A 20,191-nucleotide genomic window follows, 5' to 3' on the forward strand; every position below is an offset into this window, starting at 1 on the left:
TACCGTTTTTCGCATCGCACAAAAAGGTGGTGCTCACTCGCAACATTAGGAAATATTCGCTGAGGTTGCAGCAACCTAATGAGGGTCTCTCCTTGCAAGCGAGGAGCATGACGGATGATGATCTTGGAGTCGCATTCGCGGCCGGCAGGAGAGCCCTCACTGAGGCCAGCGCGCGTCGGGAATGCGCAGTAACGATTTATAGTGGGAAAAACTGGTAACCTCTGCGACGTGGCTCGCGAAGGAGAGTTTTAAGAGGCTGAGACCGTAAGTTTACGGGGACAGAAGTGGATCGCGTCGAGGGGGAATCGAATGAAGGGCGGTCGCGTTTCGGGTAGGGCAGGAGGGAGGCTTCTGGCCTCGAGCATGATCGCTCTTGGCGCTGCGCTTGCCTTGATTGATTCCGCCGAGCTCGCGGGCGCGGCAGATCGGCGAGGCTCCTCCGGCGGCGGCGTCTTCGTCAGCGAAATGAATGACGTCCAGCGGGTCAAGGTGATCCTCAACAAGTCCCGCACCTTCAGGGTCGATGCGCCTTTTTCGACGATTGTCGCGGGGTCGCCTGACATTGTCGACGTGAAGTCACTGAGCGATCAGTTGATCTACATCCAGGGCAAGCAGACCGGCACCACCAACGTCATCCTGTTCGACAATTCGATGAAGCAGATCGGCATTCTCGATGTCGAGGTTGCGATCGATACCGGCAATCTGCAGCAGAACATCCGCAACAGCACCGGCACGCGCGGCATTCGCGTCTCCTCCGGGGAGGGCCAGGTGGTGTTGAGCGGAACTGCAGCGGACGCGGTCGCCGCCGAGCGAGCCATGGCGATTGCCACCGGCATGGTCGCGAAGGGTGGCACCGTCGTCAACGCCATGAACGTGGCTGGACCCCAACAGGTCATGCTGGAGGTACGCTTTCTCGAGGTTAACCGCCAAGCTGGCCGCAACCTCGGCGTGAACCTTTATGCGGCGAATGCCAATGGATCGAATATTGCTAATTCCGGGCTTGGCGGGGCCAATTCGATCAATACGAATAGCGGTCGAGTCCCGATGCCCAACGTTAACCCTCCAGCTGGTTCCATTCCGTTACTAGGAACGGCGGGGACGCTCATTGGCGCCGCGGGCGGTGTGGCTCCTACCCCATTCGGAAGTTTGTTGACCAGCATCGTTCGAACTGCAAGCGGCGGGTCGGTCGATTTGCTGATCACGGCTTTGGAGGAGAAAGGGTTGGTGCGCCGGCTGGCGGAGCCGAATTTGACAACGCTGTCGGGCGATGCGGCGCGCTTCCTGGCCGGCGGTGAATTTCCAGTGCCGATCCCGAACACGACTTCGACCGGCTTTCCCACCGTCACGATCGACTACAAGAAGTTCGGTGTCGAGCTGGCGTTCGTGCCCACGGTTCTCTCCCGCGGCGTGATCAACCTTCGGGTTGAGCCGTCGGTCAGTGAACTTGATTTCTCCAATGCGATCACGATCTCGGGGACGACAGTTCCAGCGTTGACCCGCCGCGATGCGCGCACCACGGTCGAGCTGCGCGACGGCCAGAGCTTTGCGATCGCCGGCCTGCTGCAAACGCGCAACCGGCAGGACGTCTCGCAATTGCCCTGGATCGGCTCGGTGCCGGTGCTCGGCGCGCTGTTCCGCAGTTCGTCGTACCAGCAGGAGGAAACCGATCTGGTGATCATCGTCACGCCGCGCCTGGTGGCGCCGGCGGTGCCGGGGCAGCAACTGGCCTCACCGCTGGACTCCCGCCTGCCGGCTAATGACGTCGATTTCTTCCTCAACGGCCAGATGGAAGTGAAAAAGCGCTACAACGACTATGTCAATTCTGGCGGCGAGGTGAAGGGACCGTACGGCCACATCATCGCCCCCGAGCTGCGTAACTCGGCGCCGGCTCCCGTTTCTGGTCCAGCCATCAAAACCCTGAACTGAGGACGAACTATGCGCATCAGATTGCTGGCCATATTCGCTCCGCTCCTGCTGGGGGGCTGCTATGGATTGGCGGGGCATGACGAGGTGGACCGCTACTTCCAGCGTTCCGACACCATCACGATGACCGCCGGCGACGCCAAGCAGGTGAACGCCGTCACCCACACCATCCATCCATGGCCGCGATACGTCGGTGATCGCAGGATCGCGACCGACGCCCGGCGCGTCGGCGCCGCCGTGACACGCTATGGCAACACGAAACAGCCGGTCGATCAGCTTCCCGACATCGGCGATGGGGGCAAGCAGATGGGCGTGCGGACTGCCCCAACCCAGAACGTCAACATAGAAGGATTGGGAGCCGGATCGGCGGCTGGCGTATCGGTGCCGGTCGGTGGCGTAGGGGGCAGGTAACTGTTTTTCATAACTAAGTGCAGCGATGATATTTGCACTGGTCCGCTGGACCGGGGCGGGGGATCAAGGGTTATGCGTCGTCTCATTCTAATGCTGACCTGTTGCTGGTTGGCGACCGGCCTTGCGGCGTGTGACACCACAACGAGAGACGCGGCTATCGTCGCTCCCGCGAATCCGGCGGGCGCGGACCCCGTGCAGGAGCCCACCGACGTCAAATATTACCCCTCCGACGAGCCGGTCCGGCTTGGGCTGGAGCATTTCAACCGCGGCAGTTACGGGATCGCCCAGCGCTATTTCAAGGACGGTGTCGAGAAGTCGCCGAAGGATTTGACCGCCTGGATGGGGCTCGCAGCGAGCTATGATCGGTTGCGTCGTTTTGATCTCGCCGATCAGGCTTACGCGCAAGCGACCAAGCTGGGGGGTGAAACCATTCAACTCCTGAATGATCAGGGATATTCATACATGCTGCGCGGCAATCTGAATGCGGCGCGGCGAAAGTTTGAGAGGGCTTATTCGCTCGACCCGACCAACCCGGTGGTCATCAACAACCTTGAGCTGCTCAATGGCAGCCGGCGGTTCATCGAGAGGCCGCCGAATAATCAGCCATAGCAGTAGAGTTGGCCGTAACGAATTGATTTTACTGCTGTTTATTGCTCGGACGGCGCGTCCCGTGCCGGGAACTTTTAAGACAAGCTAAACGTTTTTGACGTATGGCTGGTCGCATGAACCATCGTCTTTTCACGCTGCAATTTCTCGGACCGCTTGCGCTTTTTACCGCCACGCTTTGTGCCGAATTGGCCGCGCGGGCCCTTCAATATGCCCCCAGCTCGGAAGTCCTCTGGTTCATAAATCTGAGGGTGTTCGGCATCTTTCAGCGCAGCTACGCATCGTTGAGCTATCTCGTTCCAGTTGACGGGTTTCAGTTGTTCGGGGTTGCGCTTCCGATCTTCGCGCTTGCCTGCATTGGGCTCGCAGCCAGGTCCAGGCTCCCTTTCACGGTCGCAACGCATTTGAGCGTCGTCTATGCCGGCCTTTTGGTCTTCTCCTGGCAGGTCGGCGTACCCACCGTCACACAGGCATCGTTCGGAACGATGGCGGTCCCGTCGGGTGTTGGCCTGTATGTGATGGCGACCATTTTAGGGACTTGTCTTCTGTCCTTTGCGGTTACGCACCTGCTCTATTTCCTCGCCGTCGGAAGGGAAGTTCGAGCTCTGGTAAGGGCGTTGTCCAGAATGGTTCGCAGATTCGATCATTCAACGGGCTTTGGTTTCAGGTAGCGCTGCTGACAGAGCGGCCGTATCCACCCGCATCGCAACACTCCTAACCATCGCCACGGACGAGGGGTGATTTGCTCGTCCAGTCATGGTAGAATTAGCCAATGATTAGCAGGACATCCCTCTGGCCCAAATGAATTACCCCATTGGTAGGTTTCTCTGACAAGGCTCGCGATTCCCATTTCATTTTGAAAGTAGGATTTGCTCCTATGTTGAACCATTATGTTCAGAAGACCGCCGAAGCCTTGAAGCGTGTGCGCGTGGACAAGGACGGTGTAGTGTCATTCGAGTACGTGTTGGTCGCGGCTTGTATCATCACCGCGTTGGGTGCTGCGTTCGGTTCTGTTGGTGCTGGTGCTATTACGACGACGCTGACGGCCGGACTAACCGCTGTCCTCACCGCTTTCTCTACGTTTGTCGCTGGATAATATGTTCGGCGCCCAAGTTTGCCCCCTGATCGGCGTCCAAAATCGGCTCTGGCACTTTTGATCAGCTTGAAGCAAATCGAGTTGCCGCGGTCGTACATTGCCGTCTGACGAGCGTAAAGCGGGCGGCTCCGTTATCGCTCCGGCTCGGCGCGACTGACATCCGCTCCCATCGATCGAAGATCTGCAAGACTAAGCCATTCCACTTCGCCGGGCGGCGTGTTCACCATGCGACGAATGATCGGCGAGGGAACATCCAAAGCCTTCGCAATTTCTGCCATAGACGTGGTTGCAGCTCTCGAAGACCGGACATCCTTATCGGAGGCGCCGTGCACTCCGATACGGGCGCTATTGTTGGCGTATTTTGCTTCACCTGCCGCGAAAATGAGAAAGCAAGCTGATGCGCACGTTGCGCTCCGCCCTACATTTGTGGAGAGTTTTGCAAGCTTGACCGCGTCTGCTATCCGGACAGCTTCCAGCAAGTTGCCGCCATCAGAGTTCAACCGCAGCGAGGTCACCAGTTTGCCCGCATCATTCGCCTGCTTGATGCGCGCCTTCAGTAAGTCAGCGTCACCGGGCGCAATACTGCCGGAGATGGAAATTTCGACGCGATCGTCCCTGAGATCAACGGATTTTACCTCGGCGGCGGCCGCGATCGACACGCTCAGCGCGAGCCCCGCACTCACAAGCCCGCCAGCCGCAATTCCCCACTTTTGCATTCCCATTATTCCTCGCGATAACGGCCCATCCAACCGCGCCTGGGAGGCGCCGGCGGCCAATCATTTAAAGCGCCCCGACTACTCCGGATCGGGGCGCTTCAATGGACTAAAGCGGCCGTCGATCAACCCTTTGATGCTTTACGCGCCCAATCAAGCGCTCCTGCTGATATCGGAACCACCTCGCCAACATCGAGCACAGGAGTAATCTTGACGTCATTCCAATAGTTGTACTTCGCAGCGAAGGCGGTGATGGCCTTCGGGTCATTGGTCTCAGCCAAAATAAATCCGCTCCTTCCGGCGAGGTCTGAAACAAACGCGTGGATCGTCAGTCCCTTTTCCTCTTCAGGCCTCCACTTACTGAACGCGGTTAGAAGCGCTTCACCCCCGGCAATGTTCTGATCAAAGGAAAGACCTGCCGTTCGAATTGTATACTCACACATATACTTCATCGGTTTTCCCTCCCTGCACCGGGCAACATTGCCCTGGTTCCCACTATCCGAGCGAAATTCTCAAGAGCGTCCGAATCTGGATGTCAGAGATCTTGCTCGGTCATTTGCTGGCCTCGGGGCGCGAAGCAGTTGGTACTGGATCAGGATCACTGGCAGCTTGCGTGCTCCGTCTGAACACAAGCCCAAGCGAGCCCATCGCGATTAAAGCGGCTCCCGCGATCATCAGCCAATGCGGCAAGCCGATCGACGACAGCAGGTCCATTTGTTTCCTCTTCCCGTCGACCGGTAGGTGAGGGCGCTCAATCGAGCGTGAGGACGCCTAAACCGGTGAGCCTCAATATTCCTTCTCGCATCTCGACGAAACCCAGATCCAGGAGCACCGCCTGGTCATGTTCGCTGACAGGCGACATTTTCGTTCGTTTGCCTCTGATATCGCGCATCACCCAGCGGAGGCGGATCGCGGTGTCGAGGCCAAGTCCCGCCAGTAATGACTTTGCTTGTTCCGCCCGTCTCACCGCGTCCGCAGCATCGGGCATTGCGTCAGCTGCCGAAGCTTGAACCGCGCGCTCCTCTTCGTTCGGTTGGTCAGGGGAAGTTGCCGGCAGAGGCTCAATACGAGTCGAAATCAGTGGAGGCTCGCGGAATAACTCCGAAAGAACTTTGTCCAACTCCTGAAGTTTATCCGTACTCATTACTTGGCCTTCAACCCCGGGATCACCGGTGTGTTGGGATTGCGGATCCAAATTAGCGCCGGACAGCCGCCTCCAGGAACTCCTGCACAGAGGGCGGCACTTGATCGTACTCGACAAATCGCCTGCGCAGCTCGTCGGCGATATCCATGGTCACGTCCCGCGACCAACCCTCCGCCGTGTTGAAGGCGACGATGCGCGCTGGACGGCCGCATTGTTCGTTCATGAGGTCTCGGATCAGCGTCTCGCGATCGGTAGCCTCTTCGTCGATCTCGCGCCAGGCTCGGCTCAAACGGGCGCCGAAGTCATCCAGTACCAGGTAAACGTCCTGATCCGCTTCTCTCGCCACGATCGACGGTGAGCGACGCATGACAGAACTCCCGCCCAGAAGACAATGCCAGCATCCAAAGGACGCACCGAAGTCGTCAATCGAAAGCAACACATCGAGAGGCTATTCAATAACAAAGATATTCGATCCTGTGCGTAGCCCTTATGAGGTAATCCGCGGGCATCATCATGAATCCGGCCAGCCTGAGCAACCTCGCAAGCAAGTTTAGCTCTCCCGCTTGTGCAGAACGTGCAGGCGCCGATGGCCGAAGCGGCGGCGCTCTCGGGCGAACGCCCGCATGCATTGGCGAAGGCCGGCATCGTCCGCCCGGGGTCGTCTGGTATCTCAGGTCATGCGGCAGAAGCCGATGGCTTAAGCCCGTGGGGCAGGGGCCTTGCCCTCGATGTTTTCACACGATGCCCTTTATGACGAACGGCGTCGTGGGCCTATATCGCTCGCCAACTTGCAGAGTATTGACAACTGGCCCCGCCAACAGGACGATCTGCCTGGTCGCCTCGAGACTATCCGCCGCGTGGTCGAGTTGTGGCCGAGGGTCAAAAAATGAGCACAGATAAACTTGAGGTGCTACATAATACCGTAGCGGAGATACTGCGCGAGCCTGCCTCGCCCCCTACCTACTTTGACGAGGAGCCCGACGACGCAGCGCAGACTGGCGAACGGGTTGCGAAGGCTCCTGACAATCTTCGGCGGGTCACCGAAATTCCAATGGAGCATTTTGGAAAAGCGCCGCCTCGCGAAGCCCACGTCGTCCGCGACCCCAGGAACGAAATCCCCGGCATAGCTCGTCAATCACTCGCTGAACAATTCCCGGGTAGCCCTCAAGCGGATCCAGCAAATCAACTGGCTTCCAGGCTGTCGCACGAAGTCCCAGGCCCCCGGGCAGATCCGCAGACCAGGAGCATCAACGCGATTCGTCCGGCTGTCTCGGATAACCGGGTTTCGCCTGGCGGTTGGGCGTTACGTGGTATCGCCGGCATCCTGCTGGCAGGCGGTATCGGTGCAGGCCTTGCCACATGGTTGGGGTCGTCCGGCGATGCCGCGAAGACAGCTGCTTCACAACCTGCGCCGCTGGTCCAGACCGCGCCGACCGCCGCTGCCCTGCCGCCCGAGTTGACGCCGTTGCTACAGTCGATGTCGCGCGATCTTGCGAGCATGGGAAAAGAGATCGAGCAGCTCAAGGCCGATCGTGAACAAATGGCCCGCGACAATGCGAAGCTCAACGAGCAATTCAGGGCGAGCCATGAACAACTGACCCGCGCTGTTGCCCAGCTTTCCGAACAACTCAAGGCAAGCCAGGAGCAAGCGGTGCGCGACAATGCAAGCGTGGCGGTGCAAATCAAGGGAATTCAGGAACAATTGACCGGCGTCATTTCCCGGGCTTCCGAACAGAGTGCGCCGCCCAGAATAGCCGCGACCCCGCCACGGCCGACGCCTCCTTCGCCACGGCCAGCAGCTCCGGCGGTGCGCCAGCCGGCGTCAACACCCTCGTCGCCGCAGGCCAACGCCCAGCCGAGGGCCGAAAGGCCAAGATTGCCAGCGACGCCGCGGCCGCCAGCGCCTGCGCTTGCGCGCTAGAGCTGCTCTCTCACGTCCGGTCATGCCAAATAACAAGAGCCGATTGCCTTGCCTTCATGAAGGCAGTCGTGCGCTTCTGGCCGTGCGCCTTTGACCGCAGCATAGCTGATGGCAGCATAGCTAGTTAGGTGGCAGGACAAAGTCGGCCTGCCGGCTATCACGCCGCAAAACGATGATCGATCCATTGCGGGTCGTAAATCTGGCTCCGATCAATTTCGGAATCTTCTCCATGAGCTGAGACGGCAGCGGGATTGTTGTGATGCTGACCGTATCGCCAACATTGATCGCAGGCGCGCGCGGGCCCGCAGCCGGCGCGGGTTTGATAAAATCCCGGATTAGTCGAATTTCTTCTGAGGTCAGATTGAGCGCAGCTTGCTCGGTTCGAGGGGCAAGCCCGGGCTTGTTTTCAGCAGCGGACTTGTTTTGGGATTCCGCTTGCTGATCAGCTTTCTGCTTTGCTTTTTCCAGAAGATCCGCCTTGGCTGCGCGTTCCCTGAGAGGCGAGATTTCACGCTGGAGGGTTGCGATTTCCGATTTCAGGGATTTGATCTGGGTGAGGGCGATCACTCCTCCAGCGCACATCACGAGCACGAGCAGGGTGAGGAGCGCAATGGCTCCGCCTCCGACATTTCCGGTCCTTCGTACCGCCTTTGCGGTGGATCCGTCGCGCTCGAGATGACGCTGCCAGATCGCGCGAGCTTGCTGAAGCCTGGCAGCGATCGACTTGCTGAACCAGTTTCGGCGAGGCGGCTCGGGCGCGGGCGTCCTGGCCTCAGGAACAAAGTCTCGCGCCAAAAAAACGGGTGCGTCCGGCCGGCGCGGTACTTCCTGGGGAACCGGGACTGGATTGCTGTTCTGTAGATCGGCGGCACCAACTTCCGGAGCTATGGGCCGGGCAATTCCTTCAAGCCGCAAACGGCCGCTCGCCTTCTGAGCCGCGGCAGGAATTGTATTTACCGGAGGCATATCCTCGGCATTTCCGGTTTCTTCCACTCTATCGGGGACGACATCGATTTTATCCTCCCGCGGATCGAGATTGAAGATTTTCAGACGCTCCTCGGTGCCAATGAGATGATCGATCATTGTTAGTGAAGGAGGAGGTGATGGTGGGCGAAGGTCGAATGAGGGCTCGTTCGAGGCTTCCAAAGCCTTCAACGCAGATCGGCCTGCGTCGGTAATTCGAAATCCGTCGCCTTCCGGTGTCACCAGCCCCGACTGTAAAATGTCGATGTCATCGAGCGCGGAGGCAATCTCTTCCGATTGGTCTTCGTCGGCAGTGAGCGCCTCGACATCGTGCCTGAGCTCGTCAAGCGACGCGCGGCCGTCCGGGCGCTTTGTTAGCGCAGTCAGTATCGCCAACTTGAATTTCACACTGTCCCTCGGTGTTACGCTCCGTTTCGCTGATACCCCTCTCAATGGCGTTCAGCTCAAAATCTAAGATTCCTGATCGTTCCTGATTGCCTATCGGATCATCGATCATTCCTGGCGCTGGTGCGAGCCCCTTCTTCAGCGCCTTATGGTCGCTGCCGGCGAAGGGCGTGGGGTGATATTTCGGGGCAGTGAAGCGCGTCGTTCGATGAAAATGGACGGATTCCGCTTCACGCAGCGCTTGAGGCAGTGCCCTGTGAATAGGTGGGACAAGCCCTCAATCTTCGGTTTTCGGCACCCTGCATTGTGTCATCGTGAGTGATCCCGATACGCAGGAACTCTACATGAGCGAGCCAGTACGAGAAGTTTGCGCCGATCTTCTGATGCGCGCCAACAGCGCGGCTGAGGATGGCCCCCGTGGATTCGAGAACGCCACCATTTCAATCGTCGATGCACTTGCCAGGGAAGTAAGCACCGCTGATCTGGTCGCTATCAGCTACCGACTTCAAGCGTTATCCGGCCTTCCGATGAAACTGCACGGCCGCGAATACAAGCTGATCAATGAAGCTGCCTTCAAGGCAGCGGCGAGCTGTCCGCTGGTCTTGCGTGGTACATTCGGTGAAGTTGAATTTGACCGCGAAGAATTTTTGCGGCTCGCACTGTCTTTTGCCGAGCCGGCAGGTAACGGATGACCAAATCGGCTCCCTCATTGAACAGCCGCGTCGGTGGGGGATAAAATCGCAGCGTGCCGATCGGGATCGAACGTCACTTTGGATCGGCGGACTGTAGCGACGGGTGACGTAAACGAAGACCGCACCGATCGGCAGCAGGCCCGATCGGGGACGCCGTCCGATTCGACCGTATAGGCCCTTAGGGATCAACTGCGTTGCCGCTCAGGACGCGGGATTCTCAAGTGGCCCTTGAAGGTGGCCCCGATGCAGAAGACGCCCGTCGGGCGCCGCGTCGAAACCTGAGAACCGATTGAATTTGCTGGCTCCCCGGGCTGGATTCGAACCAGCGACCATTCGATTAACAGTCGAATGCTCTACCGCTGAGCTACCGAGGAATAGGCGAAACAAATGTTCGCGAGCCGGGAGCGTATAACAAAGCCTTTCGGGCTTGCAAAGGACCAAATGTCCATCCCCGGCGCCATGGTGTACGGGGCCTGAAATCCCCGGTGGCTCAAGGATTTGCTGTCATTTCCGGTCCGGCGCGGGACATAACCGGCAACGCGCCTGTGCAAACCCGGCATCCGCGTGGAGCATGGCGCAAGCCGCCAATTCGACTCAATCCGATCCGAGTTTTGAAATTGCCGGGTTTCACGGGAGCCGAATCGATGCCAGCCATTGCCGCCGACCTGATGAGAGCCGTGCCGTCGATAGTGCCGAGCGATATTCCTGATCTCAGCGATGACGAATGCCTGTTCCGGCTGGCGCAAGCGCTTGCGGAACATGATTCCGAGCATCTGGACGAGGTCGCGCAGCTGATCGGCCGGCTTGCGGTCACGATCGAGTAGGGCGCCTTTCCCTTCGAATCCTGCGCCCGGTTGGCGCGCACGCCCGGCGTGTTGCGTTTTGCCGGAGCTTGTACCAAAGATGACCCCGGTTTCAGCTCTCCCGACGGCAACGCTGCTTGCTTTCAGGGTCTTAGCCCAAGGGTCTTCAAAGGGTCTTCGCCAATGTCCGGTTTTTCGACCGCGCGCCAGAAAATGGTCGATGGTCAGGTGCGTCCCAGCGACGTCACCGATATCCGCATCATCGACGCCATGCTGGCGGTGCCGCGCGAGACCTTTGTCCCCGAAAACAAGCGCGCTTTGGCCTATCTGGACCTCGATCTCGAGGTCGGCGAGGGTGCTTCGGACAAGCAGTTCCTGATCAAGCCGGCGGTGCTGGCGAAGATGCTGCAGGCCGCCGAAATCAAGGAAACCGACAATGTTCTGGTGGTGGGCTGCGCCTGCGGATACGCCGCCGCCGTGATCGGCCAGTTTGCCGGGCAGGTCCACAGCGCGACCGGCGCCGACGGAGATCCCGCCAAGGCGCCCTTCGACGTCATCGTCCTGAACGGCGCGACCGAGATCGTGCCGCAAAAGCTGTATGAGCAACTCCGGGATGGCGGCCGGCTGGTCGGCGTTTTCGCGACCTCGCAGCCGCAGCGGGCTACCATCGTGACGCGTTCCCATGGAGATTTCGGGAACCGGGCGCTGTTCGACGCCGCCGTGCCGGTGTTGCCGGGTATGGAACGGCTTCCAGCGTTCGTTTTCTAGACACGTTTTCGAGCGAAAGGCTGCCCCGGACTTGATCCGGGGTGGAACTCGGTTGGCGTAAAGACGACGCGCCAAAACGTAAAAGGCGCCTGTTCAGGCCGTTAAAATCCCGTTCCGAATCAGAAGTGTGGCCCGTTTGCCCCACGTGAAGAGTTTCGACTGCTTTTGCTTGCTGGGTGGTTCCGTCGGGGCCCTGTGCGGAATAAGGTGAGCCGGGACTCACTTCGACTGAAGCGGCGTCCGGTTGTGTTTTGGCCGGCGAACTAAATGATTGGATCACCATTGATGCGTGGGGTGAAGGTTTTTGCCGGAGCTGCGGCTTCGGTCCTTCTGTTAACTTCGATGGGCCCGACGCCCGCCCTTGCCGATACGATCGAGGCCGCGCTTGTGCGCGCCTATCAGAACAACCCACAGTTAAACGCGCAGCGGGCTCAGGTGCGCTTCACCGACGAAGCCGTGCCACAGGCGCTGTCGGGCTATCGCCCGAGGGTCGCCGTCACCGCCAGCGCCGGTTATCAATATACCGACACGCACCTGACCTCGGGCGGCACCCCGGACGTGATCGTGCGGACCGGAGTTCACGGCACGAATGCGCCGCGCAGCGTCGGCGCCACCGTCACGCAGAACGTGTTCAACGGCCAGCAGACCGCCAACAGGACCCGCGCCGCCGAGAGCCAGGTTTCCGGTGCACGCGAAGCCTTGCGGGCGCTGGAGCAGAGCGTGCTGCTGTCGGCTGCCACGATCTACATGGACTACCTGCGCGACTCCGCGATCGTCGAGGTTCAGAAGAGCAACGTTCGCGTGCTCGAACAGACGCTGAAGCAGACCAAGGACCGCTTCAATGTCGGCGAAGTGACCCGCACCGACGTCGCGCAATCGGAAGCACAGTTGGCCGCCGGCAGGACCCAGCAGCTCACCGCCGAGTCCAACCTGAACACCACGCGTTCGAACTTCCGGCGCATCATCGGCAATGAGCCGGTAGCGCTGGCGCCGGGTTCGCCGGTCGATCGCTATTTGCCGGGCACGCTGCCCGGCGCCGTCGAACTCGGACTGACGCAAAATCCGAACGTCACCGCGGCGATGTACGGCATCGACGTCAGTTATCTCCAGGTCAAGGTCAACGAGGGCGCGTTGCTGCCGACCGTGAACCTCGTGGCATCGGTGCAGCAGTCCTACGAACAGCAGATGACGGTCTTCAGTACGTTCGGGGCGTCGGCTGTCGCGCAGCTCAATGTCCCGATCTACAATGGCGGCGCCGAATATTCGTTGATCCGCCAATCCAAGGAAACCCTCGCGCAGCAGCGCCTCACTCTCGAACAGCAGCGGGATCAGGCCCGCGCCAACGTCGTTACCGCCTGGGGACAGTTGGTGGCCGGCAAGGCGCAGGTGCAGTCGGCACAGGCGCAGGTCACGGCGTCCGAGATCGCGCTCAACGGCGTGCGCGAGGAAGCCAAGGCCGGACAGCGCACCACGCTCGACGTCTTGAACGCGCAGCAGGCGCTGGTCAACGCGCGCGTCGCGCTGGTCACCGCCCAGCACGACCGCGTCGTCGCGTCCTACTCGGTGCTCAACACGATCGGGCGCTTGTCACCGATCGTGCTCAAGCTGCCGACCACGACCTATGATCCGAGCGTGCATTATCATCAGGTGCGCGACAGCTGGGTCGGTGTTCGCACCCCCGACGGCCGCTGATATCCCTCCGCCCGCATGCGTGCGGGATGACGAGCGTCACCTTGGGTTCACAAGCGTGACCCCGGGATGACAAGCGTCACCTTGGGATGACTACGTCACCCCCTTGGGGATGACAACGTCATTCGGCGGAATGATTCACCACCCGACGGGGAGTACGCCGGGTGTGTTGTTGCAATCACTTGTTGCCGTGACATAACTTTCTTGGAGGCAGCAGGGCGATTCGCACACCTTTTACGTCTACAGGCCGCGAGCCGGGTTGCTTTTGGGGAGCGGAACCCCGCGCGACGCATCGTGTGGGGTTGATCTGGGGACAAGTCTGGCTTGCGCGATGAAAATCCCGGCCTGCATATCCGGAACCGGCAAATCCCGAGTGGCTTGGTGTAAAATGGTTTCGATGTGGAGTCGGCGATGACGCAACCTGCAAAGGTCCAAGAGCCCTCGATGGAGGAGATTCTGGCGTCGATCCGTCGCATCATCGCGGACGACGAAGCCAAGCCTGCCGCAGCCGAGAAGCCCGCCAGCCCGCCGCCATCAGCGAAGCCAGAGCCTCCGGCCGCCAGGCCGACGGCGATGAAGGATATTCCGCCGTCGGCGATCGCTCCCAAACCTTCTGAAGCAAAGCCAGCCGCCGCTGCGCCGAAGCCCGCGCCACCGCCGCCTGCGCCGGAGCCCGCCGCCAGCAACAACCAGGACGACATCGACGCGATGCTGGCAAGCCTCGACGCGGCGACGCCGGAGGCCGATATCCGGCCGGCGCAACCCGAGGCCGACGTGTTCGAGCTCACCGACGAGATGGCGGTGCCGGATCCGCAGCCCGCGGCATCCTCATTCCACAAGATCGAGCCGCAGGACGACATCGAGTTCACCGAGACCGCCGGGGCCAAGGCGCTGCACCGGCAGCCGGCCTACGAACCGCCGCTGTTTGAGAGCGCCGTGGAAGCTTCGCCGGCGCAGCAGATATTGTCGCGCTCGACCGTCTCCGCGGTCGAATCCGCCTTCAATTCGCTCGCCAACACCGTGCTCAGCAACAACGCCCGGACGCTGGAAGATCTGGTCAAGGAAATGCTGCGACCGATGCTGAAATCCTGGCTCGACGACAATCTCCCGGGATTGGTGGAGAAGCTCGTCAAAGCCGAAATCGAGCGGGTTTCGCGCGGGCGTTAACCAGCTTGCAGCCGTTTGGCCCTTATTCAGCCACCCCCATTGGGCTTTATCGTGTTTTCGGCATACAGGTCCGGTTGACTTGATGCCTTGCGGCGGCTTTCTAGGGGCCCGTAAGGTTCCTGATTGCTTCAGAGTCGGGCGCTAGTCTGTTGTTTTTGACGCGTTTTCCCGATGCGAACCGGTACCCGCTCACGGATCAGATCCGGGGGCATGCTTCGCGAAGACGCTTTGGCTTCCTCAAGACCCAATTGCATTGTCATGATCGAGAAAAACTACCAGCCCGCCGATATCGAAAGCCGCATGTCGGCCATCTGGGAGGAGAGCGGCGCGTTCAAAGCCGGCCGCCCCGAGCGCAAGGACGCCGAGCCCTTCACCATCGTGATCCCGCCGCCGAACGTGACGGGCTCGCTGCACATGGGCCACGCGCTCAACAACACCTTGCAGGATATCCTATGCCGCTTCGAGCGGATGCGTGGCCGCGACGTGCTGTGGCAGCCCGGCACCGACCATGCCGGCATCGCGACCCAGATGGTGGTCGAGCGGCAATTGATGGAGCGGCAGGAGCCGGGCCGCCGCGAATTGGGGCGCGCGAAATTCCTCGAGCGTGTCTGGCAGTGGAAGGCCGAAAGCGGCGGCGTCATCGTCAACCAGCTGAAGCGGCTCGGCGCCTCCTGCGACTGGTCGCGCGAACGTTTTACGATGGACGAGGGCCTGTCGCGCGCGGTCGTAAAAGTGTTCGTCGAACTGCACCGCGATGGCCTGATCTACAAAGACAAGCGCCTGGTGAACTGGGATACGAAATTGCTGACGGCAATCTCGGATCTCGAAGTGCAGCAGGTCGAGGTCAAGGGCAGCCTGTGGTACCTGCGCTATCCGATCGAGGGCAAGACCTTCAGCCCCGACGATCCCGCCACCTTCATCGTGGTCGCGACCACGCGGCCCGAGACGATGCTGGGCGACACGGCGGTCGCCGTGCATCCGGACAACGAACGGCTCGGTCACCTGATCGGCCAGCACGTCATCCTGCCGCTGGTCGGCCGCCGCATTCCGATCATCGGCGACGACTACGCCGATCCTGAAAAGGGATCGGGCGCGGTCAAGATCACGCCGGCGCACGATTTTAATGACTTCGAGGTCGGCAAGCGGCACGGCTTGGCACGGGTCAGCGTGCTCGATCAGGAGGGATGCCTCGCGCTGGTCGATAACGAGGATTATCTGCGCGACCTGCCGGAAGGCGCGTCGCAGTTCGCCGAGGAGTTCCACAACGTCGAACGCTTCGCCGCCCGCAAGCGGATCGTCACGCGCCTGGAGGAATTTGGTTTCCTCGAGAAGATCGAGCCCAACACCCACACGGTGCCGCATGGCGATCGTTCCGGCACCGTGCTCGAGCCGTATCTGACCGACCAATGGTATGTCGACGCCAAGACGATGGCGCAGCCCGCAATCGCGGCGGTGCACAGCGGCGCGACGACGTTCGTGCCGAAGAACTGGGAAAAGACCTATTTCGAATGGATGGAGAACATCCAGCCCTGGTGCATTTCCCGCCAGCTCTGGTGGGGCCACCAGATTCCGGCCTGGTACGGCCCGGACGGCAAGGTGTTCGTCGCCGAGACCGAAGAGGAAGCTGTCGGCAACGCGCTCGGCTATTACGTCGAGCAGGAAGTCATCACGCCGGAGCAGGGGCAGGCGATGGCGGAGGATCCCGCCCAGCGCGAAGGCTTCATCACGCGCGATGAAGACGTGCTCGACACCTGGTTCTCCTCGGGTCTATGGCCGTTCTCGACGCTCGGCTGGCCCGACGAGACGTCGGAGCTTGCGCGTTACTATCCGACCAACGTGCTGGTGACCGGCTGGGACATCATCTTCTTCTGGGTCGCCCGCATGATGATGATGGGCCTCCACTTCAAGAAGGAAGCGCCGTTCTCGACCGTCTACATCCACCGCCTGGTTCGCGACGAGAAGGGCGCGAAGATGTCGAAGTCGAAAGGCAACGTCATCGATCCCCTCGGCGTCATCGACGATTTCGGCGCCGACGCGCTGCGCTTTGCGCTGGCACGCGGCGCCGCGCACAGTCATGACATCAAGTTGTCGCCGCAACTCGTTGAAACAAATCGAAATTTCGCGACCAAGCTGTGGAATTCCTGCCGCTTTGCCGAGATGAACGGCTGCGTCATGCCGGCGGGTTTTGATCACACGAGCGCCAAGGAAACGCTTAACCGCTGGATCGCTCACGAGACCTCGCGCGCGACGCGTGAAGTCACTGAGGCGATCGAGGCCTATCGCTTCAACGACGCAGCGAATGCGATCTATCGCTTCGTCTGGAACGTCTATTGCGACTGGTACATCGAACTCGCAAAACCGATGTTGCTGGGCGAGGAGGGCGCGGCGAAAACCGAAACCCGCGCCATGGTCGCCTGGGCGCGCGATGAAATCCTCAAACTGCTGCATCCGTTCATGCCCTTCATCACCGAGGAGCTCTGGGCAGTGACGGCCAAGCGCGACGGCCTGCTGGTGCTGGCGGAATGGCCGCGCAAGGCGGGGGCGGCGACGGCGGATCAACTCGCATCGATGGCCTTGGCGGGCCCGAACGACGCGCTGATCCCGCCGATCATGGCTGCGCTCGACGCCGGCGAGTTCAGCGATCCCGCAGCGGAAGCTGAAATCGGCTGGGTAGTAGATCTCGTCACCGCGATCCGCTCGGTGCGCGCAGAAATGAATATTGCGCCGGCGACGCTGACGCCGCTTGTGCTGTCCGGCGCATCCGCTGAGACCAGGGATCGTGCGCAGCGCTGGAGCGATACGGTCAAGCGCATGGCGCGGCTTGGCGAGATTTCGTTCGCCGACCGCCCGCCGGAAGGCGCGGTGCAATTACTGGTGCGCGGCGAAGTCGTGGCGCTGCCGCTCAAGGGCGTGATTGATCTGGCGGCCGAGAAAGCCCGGCTCGACAAGGAAATCGCCAAGGCCGACGCCGACATCAAGCGCGTCGACGCCAAGCTCGGCAACGAGAAATTCGTGGCCAATGCGCCCGAAGAAATCGTCGAGGAAGAGAAAGAGAAGCGCGAGGCGGCCGTGGCGCGGAAGGAAAAGACTCTCGAAGCGCTGGAGCGGCTGAAGAACGCAGACGCTTGATCGGCCCCTGAGACAGGTTTTTTCTGGGTTTGACCAAATCGCAGTTGTTCTATGCCGGAAATGCGGTAATTTGCACCCATTGGTTGATTTTGGCTAGATTTTCCCGTTTTGGCCGGCAGGAATGGACCAGAAAGAACTCGGCGATTCGATCGCTAAGCAACTCGATGCTGCGGCTGATACCATTTATTGGGCGTTGCTTTTGGCGATCGTTTTTCTGTGGGCCGGCTTAACCAATCAAGACCCGATCAAGGCCCTTGGGATGGAGATCGCGAGAAGCTATGCGCTCTTTATTGCTTGTGGGCTTTATCTCGCGACGAATCTCTTCGTCATGGTGCTGTTCCTAAGAGTCGGCGATACGCTTCAACTCGTCGATGATCTAACGTTACCGTTGGCATTGACAAAGCTTGGCACACACAAATGGGTGGCCAATCCGTTCGCATTTTTTGGAAATGGGCAGCTGGCAAAAATTTACAGCAGTGGCGGCTTCGGATTGCTAATTATCGTTTGGTGGATTGGCAACACCTCCTTGTACGCCCTGTCGAACGATGCCTTCTCTCCGATCGGCTTGCTTCTGCAAGGACTGTTCTTGGCTATCGGACTTGCCTCAATGACTGCCGTGCAGCGTGTTTTGTTCATCGTTATGAAGCGCGTCGAACTCATCTCTCCGGAATTGCATGCAGAGATCGGGGCAACTATTCCATATCGTGCGTTTTTGACTTTTGTAGGTATCGGTACAGGTGGCATGATCGCCTTCGCTAACAACATGGGCAAATTGCTCATGTGATCGAGCCGCCTTGTCCGTTGCTTCTTTGTGTGTCGAAACCAGCTATAGCATCATCCATGCTCGACCACGTCTCCATCACCGTATCCGACATCGCCGCCGCAGAGCGGTTCTATGACGCCATCATGAAGGCGCTCGGGGTCGTCAAGGTCGGTCGCCGCGACGACTGGCTCGGCTATGGCGAACGGGCGCGTTCGGCGTATCCAGATCGGGTCTATCTCACCATCCGAAAGGGCCCGAAGCCCGAGGAAGCGTTTGGCCGCCACTGGTGCTTCAAGGCGCGATGGCAGACCCAGGTCGACGCGTTCTGGGACGCCGGCATTGCCGCCGGCGGCACCGACGACGGGGCGCCGGGCCTGCGCGATTATCACGCGTCGTACTACGCGGCGTTCCTGCGCGATCCCGACGGCAACCGCATCGAGGCCGTGTGCCATCACGCGGTGTGAAAGCGGGATACCGCCGCGACAAACTGACACGACGGGCAAATCACTTCTGATTTACGGAATTCGTGTCAAGCCCCGAAACAAAAAATATTTCGCTTTCGCCGTCGGGCAAATCATCTCTACGAGTTTGCGTTATCCCGTCCCACTCAGAGGGGCGTCGGCCGTCGTCACGACGAGGGGCGGGTTGCGATGGACGTAACAGTTGCGATTGACGGTCGCGGCTGAAGCGTACGGCGAAAGCGTGTGGTCCTGGCGCCCGTAACGGCGTTAAGCCTTAAGGGAGCTAACGCTTCCGAGGGGCGACGGTGGCAATAGAGGCCGTCTCACCGGGGAGAGCGCGTCATAAGCCGTAAAGCCATTGCGCAGGGAAGGCTGGGTGTTCTCCGCTGCCCTGTATGCTCGTGTGCAGCCTACTTAGCACAATTCGCACACGAGACCGCGGGTGCAGCGCGCACCCGGTCTTCCCTGCGCCCTCTATTTTCGAGGGCAAGGAAGTTACTTGCAAACCTCGGGCGCAATGCGTCGCGAGAATGCGAACCTCTATCCTCGTCGTCCCGGGCTTGACCCGGGACCCATACGCCGTGGCCCATCGGTGAGACCGCTGGCGTTAGCGACCTTCTTCGACAACAACCGCCGCGGAGTATGGGTCCCGGCTCAAGGCCGGGACGACGTGGGAGTGGAGCGCGAAGACTCTCAAAACGGCTTGCTCAAAAACCGCGAGCCCTTCAGCCCGTACCGCCACGGAAAATCCACCGCCTTGGTGATGCCGATGCGAATGCCGGTGACGATTTCGGCGTCGCCAACCCGCGCATGCAGCGCGATCGGCGGTGCATCGAGCGGCAGTTCGCTGTGCTTGATCGTGATCCCAAGCGCCTCACACAGTTTACCGGGCCCCGAGCACAGCGTGCGCTCGTCATGCAGGCCGCGGCGGCGGCGCATCGCTGATATGCCGTGGGTTGGCTGCAGCGCACGGATCAGGACCGCGCTGGCCGAGCCTTCTTTTTCGCAGACGAAATTGACGCACCAATGAATGCCGTAGGAGCGATAGACGTAGGAAAAACCGGGCGGGCCGAACATCACGAGGTTCCGCGGTGTCGGGCCCCGGTACGAATGCGCGGCCGGATCGGTGTGATGATAGGCCTCGACCTCGACAATGATGCCGCCGACGCCATCGACCAGCAGCGTGGCGCCGATCATGTCGGGCGCCACCTGATGCACGCTGCGGGCAAAAAACGCGCGTTTCAGGGCCTTGCCGAGGCGAGGGGCCTTTGCTTCGGCCGGATTGGAGATTGGAACCATTTTGAGGTGAGAATCAGCGGGAACAGGAGGGAAAGGTCGCAATATCTTGCATGTTTCTGTTAGGTTCGGCGAGCCGGTTGCGGGTCTTCCGCAACTGAGGTTGCGGCGCAGCGCGACACGGATTAGCTAAGGTTTCCAAGAGTTTTCGGACATTTTCGGACTTAACATGGTCGTTCTCGTCGATACCGTCTCGTCCAACCAGGTGCGCCCGCGCCACCCCGAAAAGGTGAACCGGCCG

General features: G+C 60.3%; 22 protein-coding genes, 1 tRNA gene and 1 pseudogene. 14 read left to right on the forward strand and 10 right to left on the reverse strand.

All coding sequences use genetic code 11. The features are described 5' to 3' along the window. The first annotated feature begins 309 nt into the window (after positions 1 to 309). From JQ641_RS06800 to JQ641_RS06820, 5 genes are all read left to right on the forward strand, one after another. The gene (locus JQ641_RS06800) at positions 310 to 1,926 is read left to right on the forward strand and encodes a type II and III secretion system protein family protein (RefSeq protein ID WP_211995225.1); all 1,617 of its coding nucleotides are present in this window, start codon (positions 310 to 312) and stop codon (positions 1,924 to 1,926) included. 9 nt (positions 1,927 to 1,935) lie between these two features. Next, positions 1,936 to 2,334, forward strand: a complete 399-nt coding sequence (locus tag JQ641_RS06805) for a hypothetical protein (RefSeq protein WP_211995227.1) — start codon at positions 1,936 to 1,938, stop codon at positions 2,332 to 2,334. A 192-nt stretch (positions 2,335 to 2,526) separates the two neighbouring features. Next, positions 2,527 to 2,943 (forward strand): tetratricopeptide repeat protein, encoded by a 417-nt coding sequence (locus tag JQ641_RS06810; protein ID WP_349628514.1) that lies wholly within the window; start codon positions 2,527 to 2,529, stop codon positions 2,941 to 2,943. A gap of 113 nt (positions 2,944 to 3,056) precedes the next feature. Further along, positions 3,057 to 3,611, forward strand: coding sequence for a hypothetical protein (locus JQ641_RS06815; protein WP_249150227.1), 555 nt, complete (start codon positions 3,057 to 3,059; stop codon positions 3,609 to 3,611). Between the two features lie 206 nt (positions 3,612 to 3,817). Next, the gene (locus JQ641_RS06820) at positions 3,818 to 4,036 is read left to right on the forward strand and encodes a hypothetical protein (RefSeq protein ID WP_211995232.1); all 219 of its coding nucleotides are present in this window, start codon (positions 3,818 to 3,820) and stop codon (positions 4,034 to 4,036) included. Between the two features lie 131 nt (positions 4,037 to 4,167). Here JQ641_RS06820 and JQ641_RS06825 read toward each other — a convergent pair whose 3' ends face one another. From JQ641_RS06825 to JQ641_RS06850, 6 genes and pseudogenes are all read right to left on the reverse strand, one after another. After that, on the reverse strand, positions 4,168 to 4,752 hold the full coding sequence (locus JQ641_RS06825) for a COG3904 family protein (protein WP_211995234.1): 585 nt from the start codon (positions 4,750 to 4,752) through the stop codon (positions 4,168 to 4,170). Between the two features lie 122 nt (positions 4,753 to 4,874). Next, positions 4,875 to 5,201 (reverse strand): DUF3303 domain-containing protein, encoded by a 327-nt coding sequence (locus tag JQ641_RS06830; RefSeq protein ID WP_211995235.1) that lies wholly within the window; start codon positions 5,199 to 5,201, stop codon positions 4,875 to 4,877. A gap of 100 nt (positions 5,202 to 5,301) precedes the next feature. Next, positions 5,302 to 5,463 (reverse strand): hypothetical protein, encoded by a 162-nt coding sequence (locus JQ641_RS06835; protein WP_211995236.1) that lies wholly within the window; start codon positions 5,461 to 5,463, stop codon positions 5,302 to 5,304. Positions 5,464 to 5,500: 37 nt separating this feature from the next. After that, a complete protein-coding gene (locus JQ641_RS37765) occupies positions 5,501 to 5,893 on the reverse strand; it encodes a hypothetical protein (RefSeq protein WP_249150228.1) in 393 nt (130 codons plus the stop codon). A 52-nt stretch (positions 5,894 to 5,945) separates the two neighbouring features. After that, the gene (locus JQ641_RS06845; RefSeq protein WP_211995237.1) at positions 5,946 to 6,260 is read right to left on the reverse strand and encodes a hypothetical protein; all 315 of its coding nucleotides are present in this window, start codon (positions 6,258 to 6,260) and stop codon (positions 5,946 to 5,948) included. A 189-nt stretch (positions 6,261 to 6,449) separates the two neighbouring features. Beyond that, a pseudogene (locus JQ641_RS06850) lies at positions 6,450 to 6,590 on the reverse strand (IS3 family transposase); the annotation flags it as partial. A 189-nt stretch (positions 6,591 to 6,779) separates the two neighbouring features. Between JQ641_RS06850 and JQ641_RS06855 the strand changes: the two are divergent. Continuing rightward, positions 6,780 to 7,814, forward strand: coding sequence for a hypothetical protein (locus JQ641_RS06855; protein WP_211995239.1), 1,035 nt, complete (start codon positions 6,780 to 6,782; stop codon positions 7,812 to 7,814). A gap of 120 nt (positions 7,815 to 7,934) precedes the next feature. Here the strand turns inward: JQ641_RS06855 and JQ641_RS06860 are convergent, their stop codons facing one another. After that, the gene (locus JQ641_RS06860) at positions 7,935 to 9,185 is read right to left on the reverse strand and encodes a hypothetical protein (RefSeq protein ID WP_211995242.1); all 1,251 of its coding nucleotides are present in this window, start codon (positions 9,183 to 9,185) and stop codon (positions 7,935 to 7,937) included. Between the two features lie 341 nt (positions 9,186 to 9,526). Between JQ641_RS06860 and JQ641_RS06865 the strand changes: the two genes are divergently transcribed. Then, positions 9,527 to 9,874, forward strand: coding sequence for a hypothetical protein (locus JQ641_RS06865; RefSeq protein ID WP_211995243.1), 348 nt, complete (start codon positions 9,527 to 9,529; stop codon positions 9,872 to 9,874). Positions 9,875 to 10,173: 299 nt separating this feature from the next. On the opposite strand, the gene JQ641_RS06870 is transcribed toward JQ641_RS06865, so the two are convergent. Then, positions 10,174 to 10,248 (reverse strand) — tRNA-Asn (locus JQ641_RS06870). Between the two features lie 270 nt (positions 10,249 to 10,518). Between JQ641_RS06870 and JQ641_RS06875 the strand changes: the two genes are divergently transcribed. The 7 genes from JQ641_RS06875 (at position 10,519) to JQ641_RS06905 (ending at position 18,657) form a co-directional block, all read left to right on the forward strand. Continuing rightward, a complete protein-coding gene (locus tag JQ641_RS06875) occupies positions 10,519 to 10,698 on the forward strand; it encodes a hypothetical protein (RefSeq protein ID WP_192735929.1) in 180 nt (59 codons plus the stop codon). 162 nt (positions 10,699 to 10,860) lie between these two features. After that, on the forward strand, positions 10,861 to 11,445 hold the full coding sequence (locus JQ641_RS06880; protein ID WP_211995244.1) for a protein-L-isoaspartate O-methyltransferase family protein: 585 nt from the start codon (positions 10,861 to 10,863) through the stop codon (positions 11,443 to 11,445). A 285-nt stretch (positions 11,446 to 11,730) separates the two neighbouring features. Next, the gene (locus tag JQ641_RS06885) at positions 11,731 to 13,137 is read left to right on the forward strand and encodes a TolC family outer membrane protein (protein WP_211995245.1); all 1,407 of its coding nucleotides are present in this window, start codon (positions 11,731 to 11,733) and stop codon (positions 13,135 to 13,137) included. Positions 13,138 to 13,545: 408 nt separating this feature from the next. Further along, on the forward strand, positions 13,546 to 14,301 hold the full coding sequence (locus JQ641_RS06890; RefSeq protein ID WP_211995246.1) for a PopZ family protein: 756 nt from the start codon (positions 13,546 to 13,548) through the stop codon (positions 14,299 to 14,301). Between the two features lie 258 nt (positions 14,302 to 14,559). Then, a complete protein-coding gene (locus JQ641_RS06895) occupies positions 14,560 to 17,430 on the forward strand; it encodes a valine--tRNA ligase (RefSeq protein ID WP_211995247.1) in 2,871 nt (956 codons plus the stop codon). A gap of 121 nt (positions 17,431 to 17,551) precedes the next feature. Then, positions 17,552 to 18,214, forward strand: a complete 663-nt coding sequence (locus JQ641_RS06900) for a hypothetical protein (protein ID WP_211995248.1) — start codon at positions 17,552 to 17,554, stop codon at positions 18,212 to 18,214. 56 nt (positions 18,215 to 18,270) lie between these two features. Beyond that, positions 18,271 to 18,657 carry a VOC family protein gene (locus JQ641_RS06905; protein WP_211995249.1) on the forward strand — a complete coding sequence of 129 codons (387 nt, stop codon included), beginning with the start codon at positions 18,271 to 18,273 and terminating at the stop codon, positions 18,655 to 18,657. A 690-nt stretch (positions 18,658 to 19,347) separates the two neighbouring features. Here the strand turns inward: JQ641_RS06905 and JQ641_RS06910 are convergent. After that, a complete protein-coding gene (locus tag JQ641_RS06910; protein ID WP_211995250.1) occupies positions 19,348 to 19,953 on the reverse strand; it encodes a DNA-3-methyladenine glycosylase in 606 nt (201 codons plus the stop codon). Between the two features lie 13 nt (positions 19,954 to 19,966). After that, positions 19,967 to 20,191: hypothetical protein (locus tag JQ641_RS06915; RefSeq protein WP_211995251.1), on the reverse strand; the 225-nt coding region annotated here is incomplete at its 5' end.

Origin of the sequence: Bradyrhizobium sp. JYMT SZCCT0180 (genome assembly GCF_018130165.1) — a bacterium.
In the GTDB taxonomy this organism is placed as follows: Bacteria; Pseudomonadota; Alphaproteobacteria; order Rhizobiales; family Xanthobacteraceae; genus Bradyrhizobium.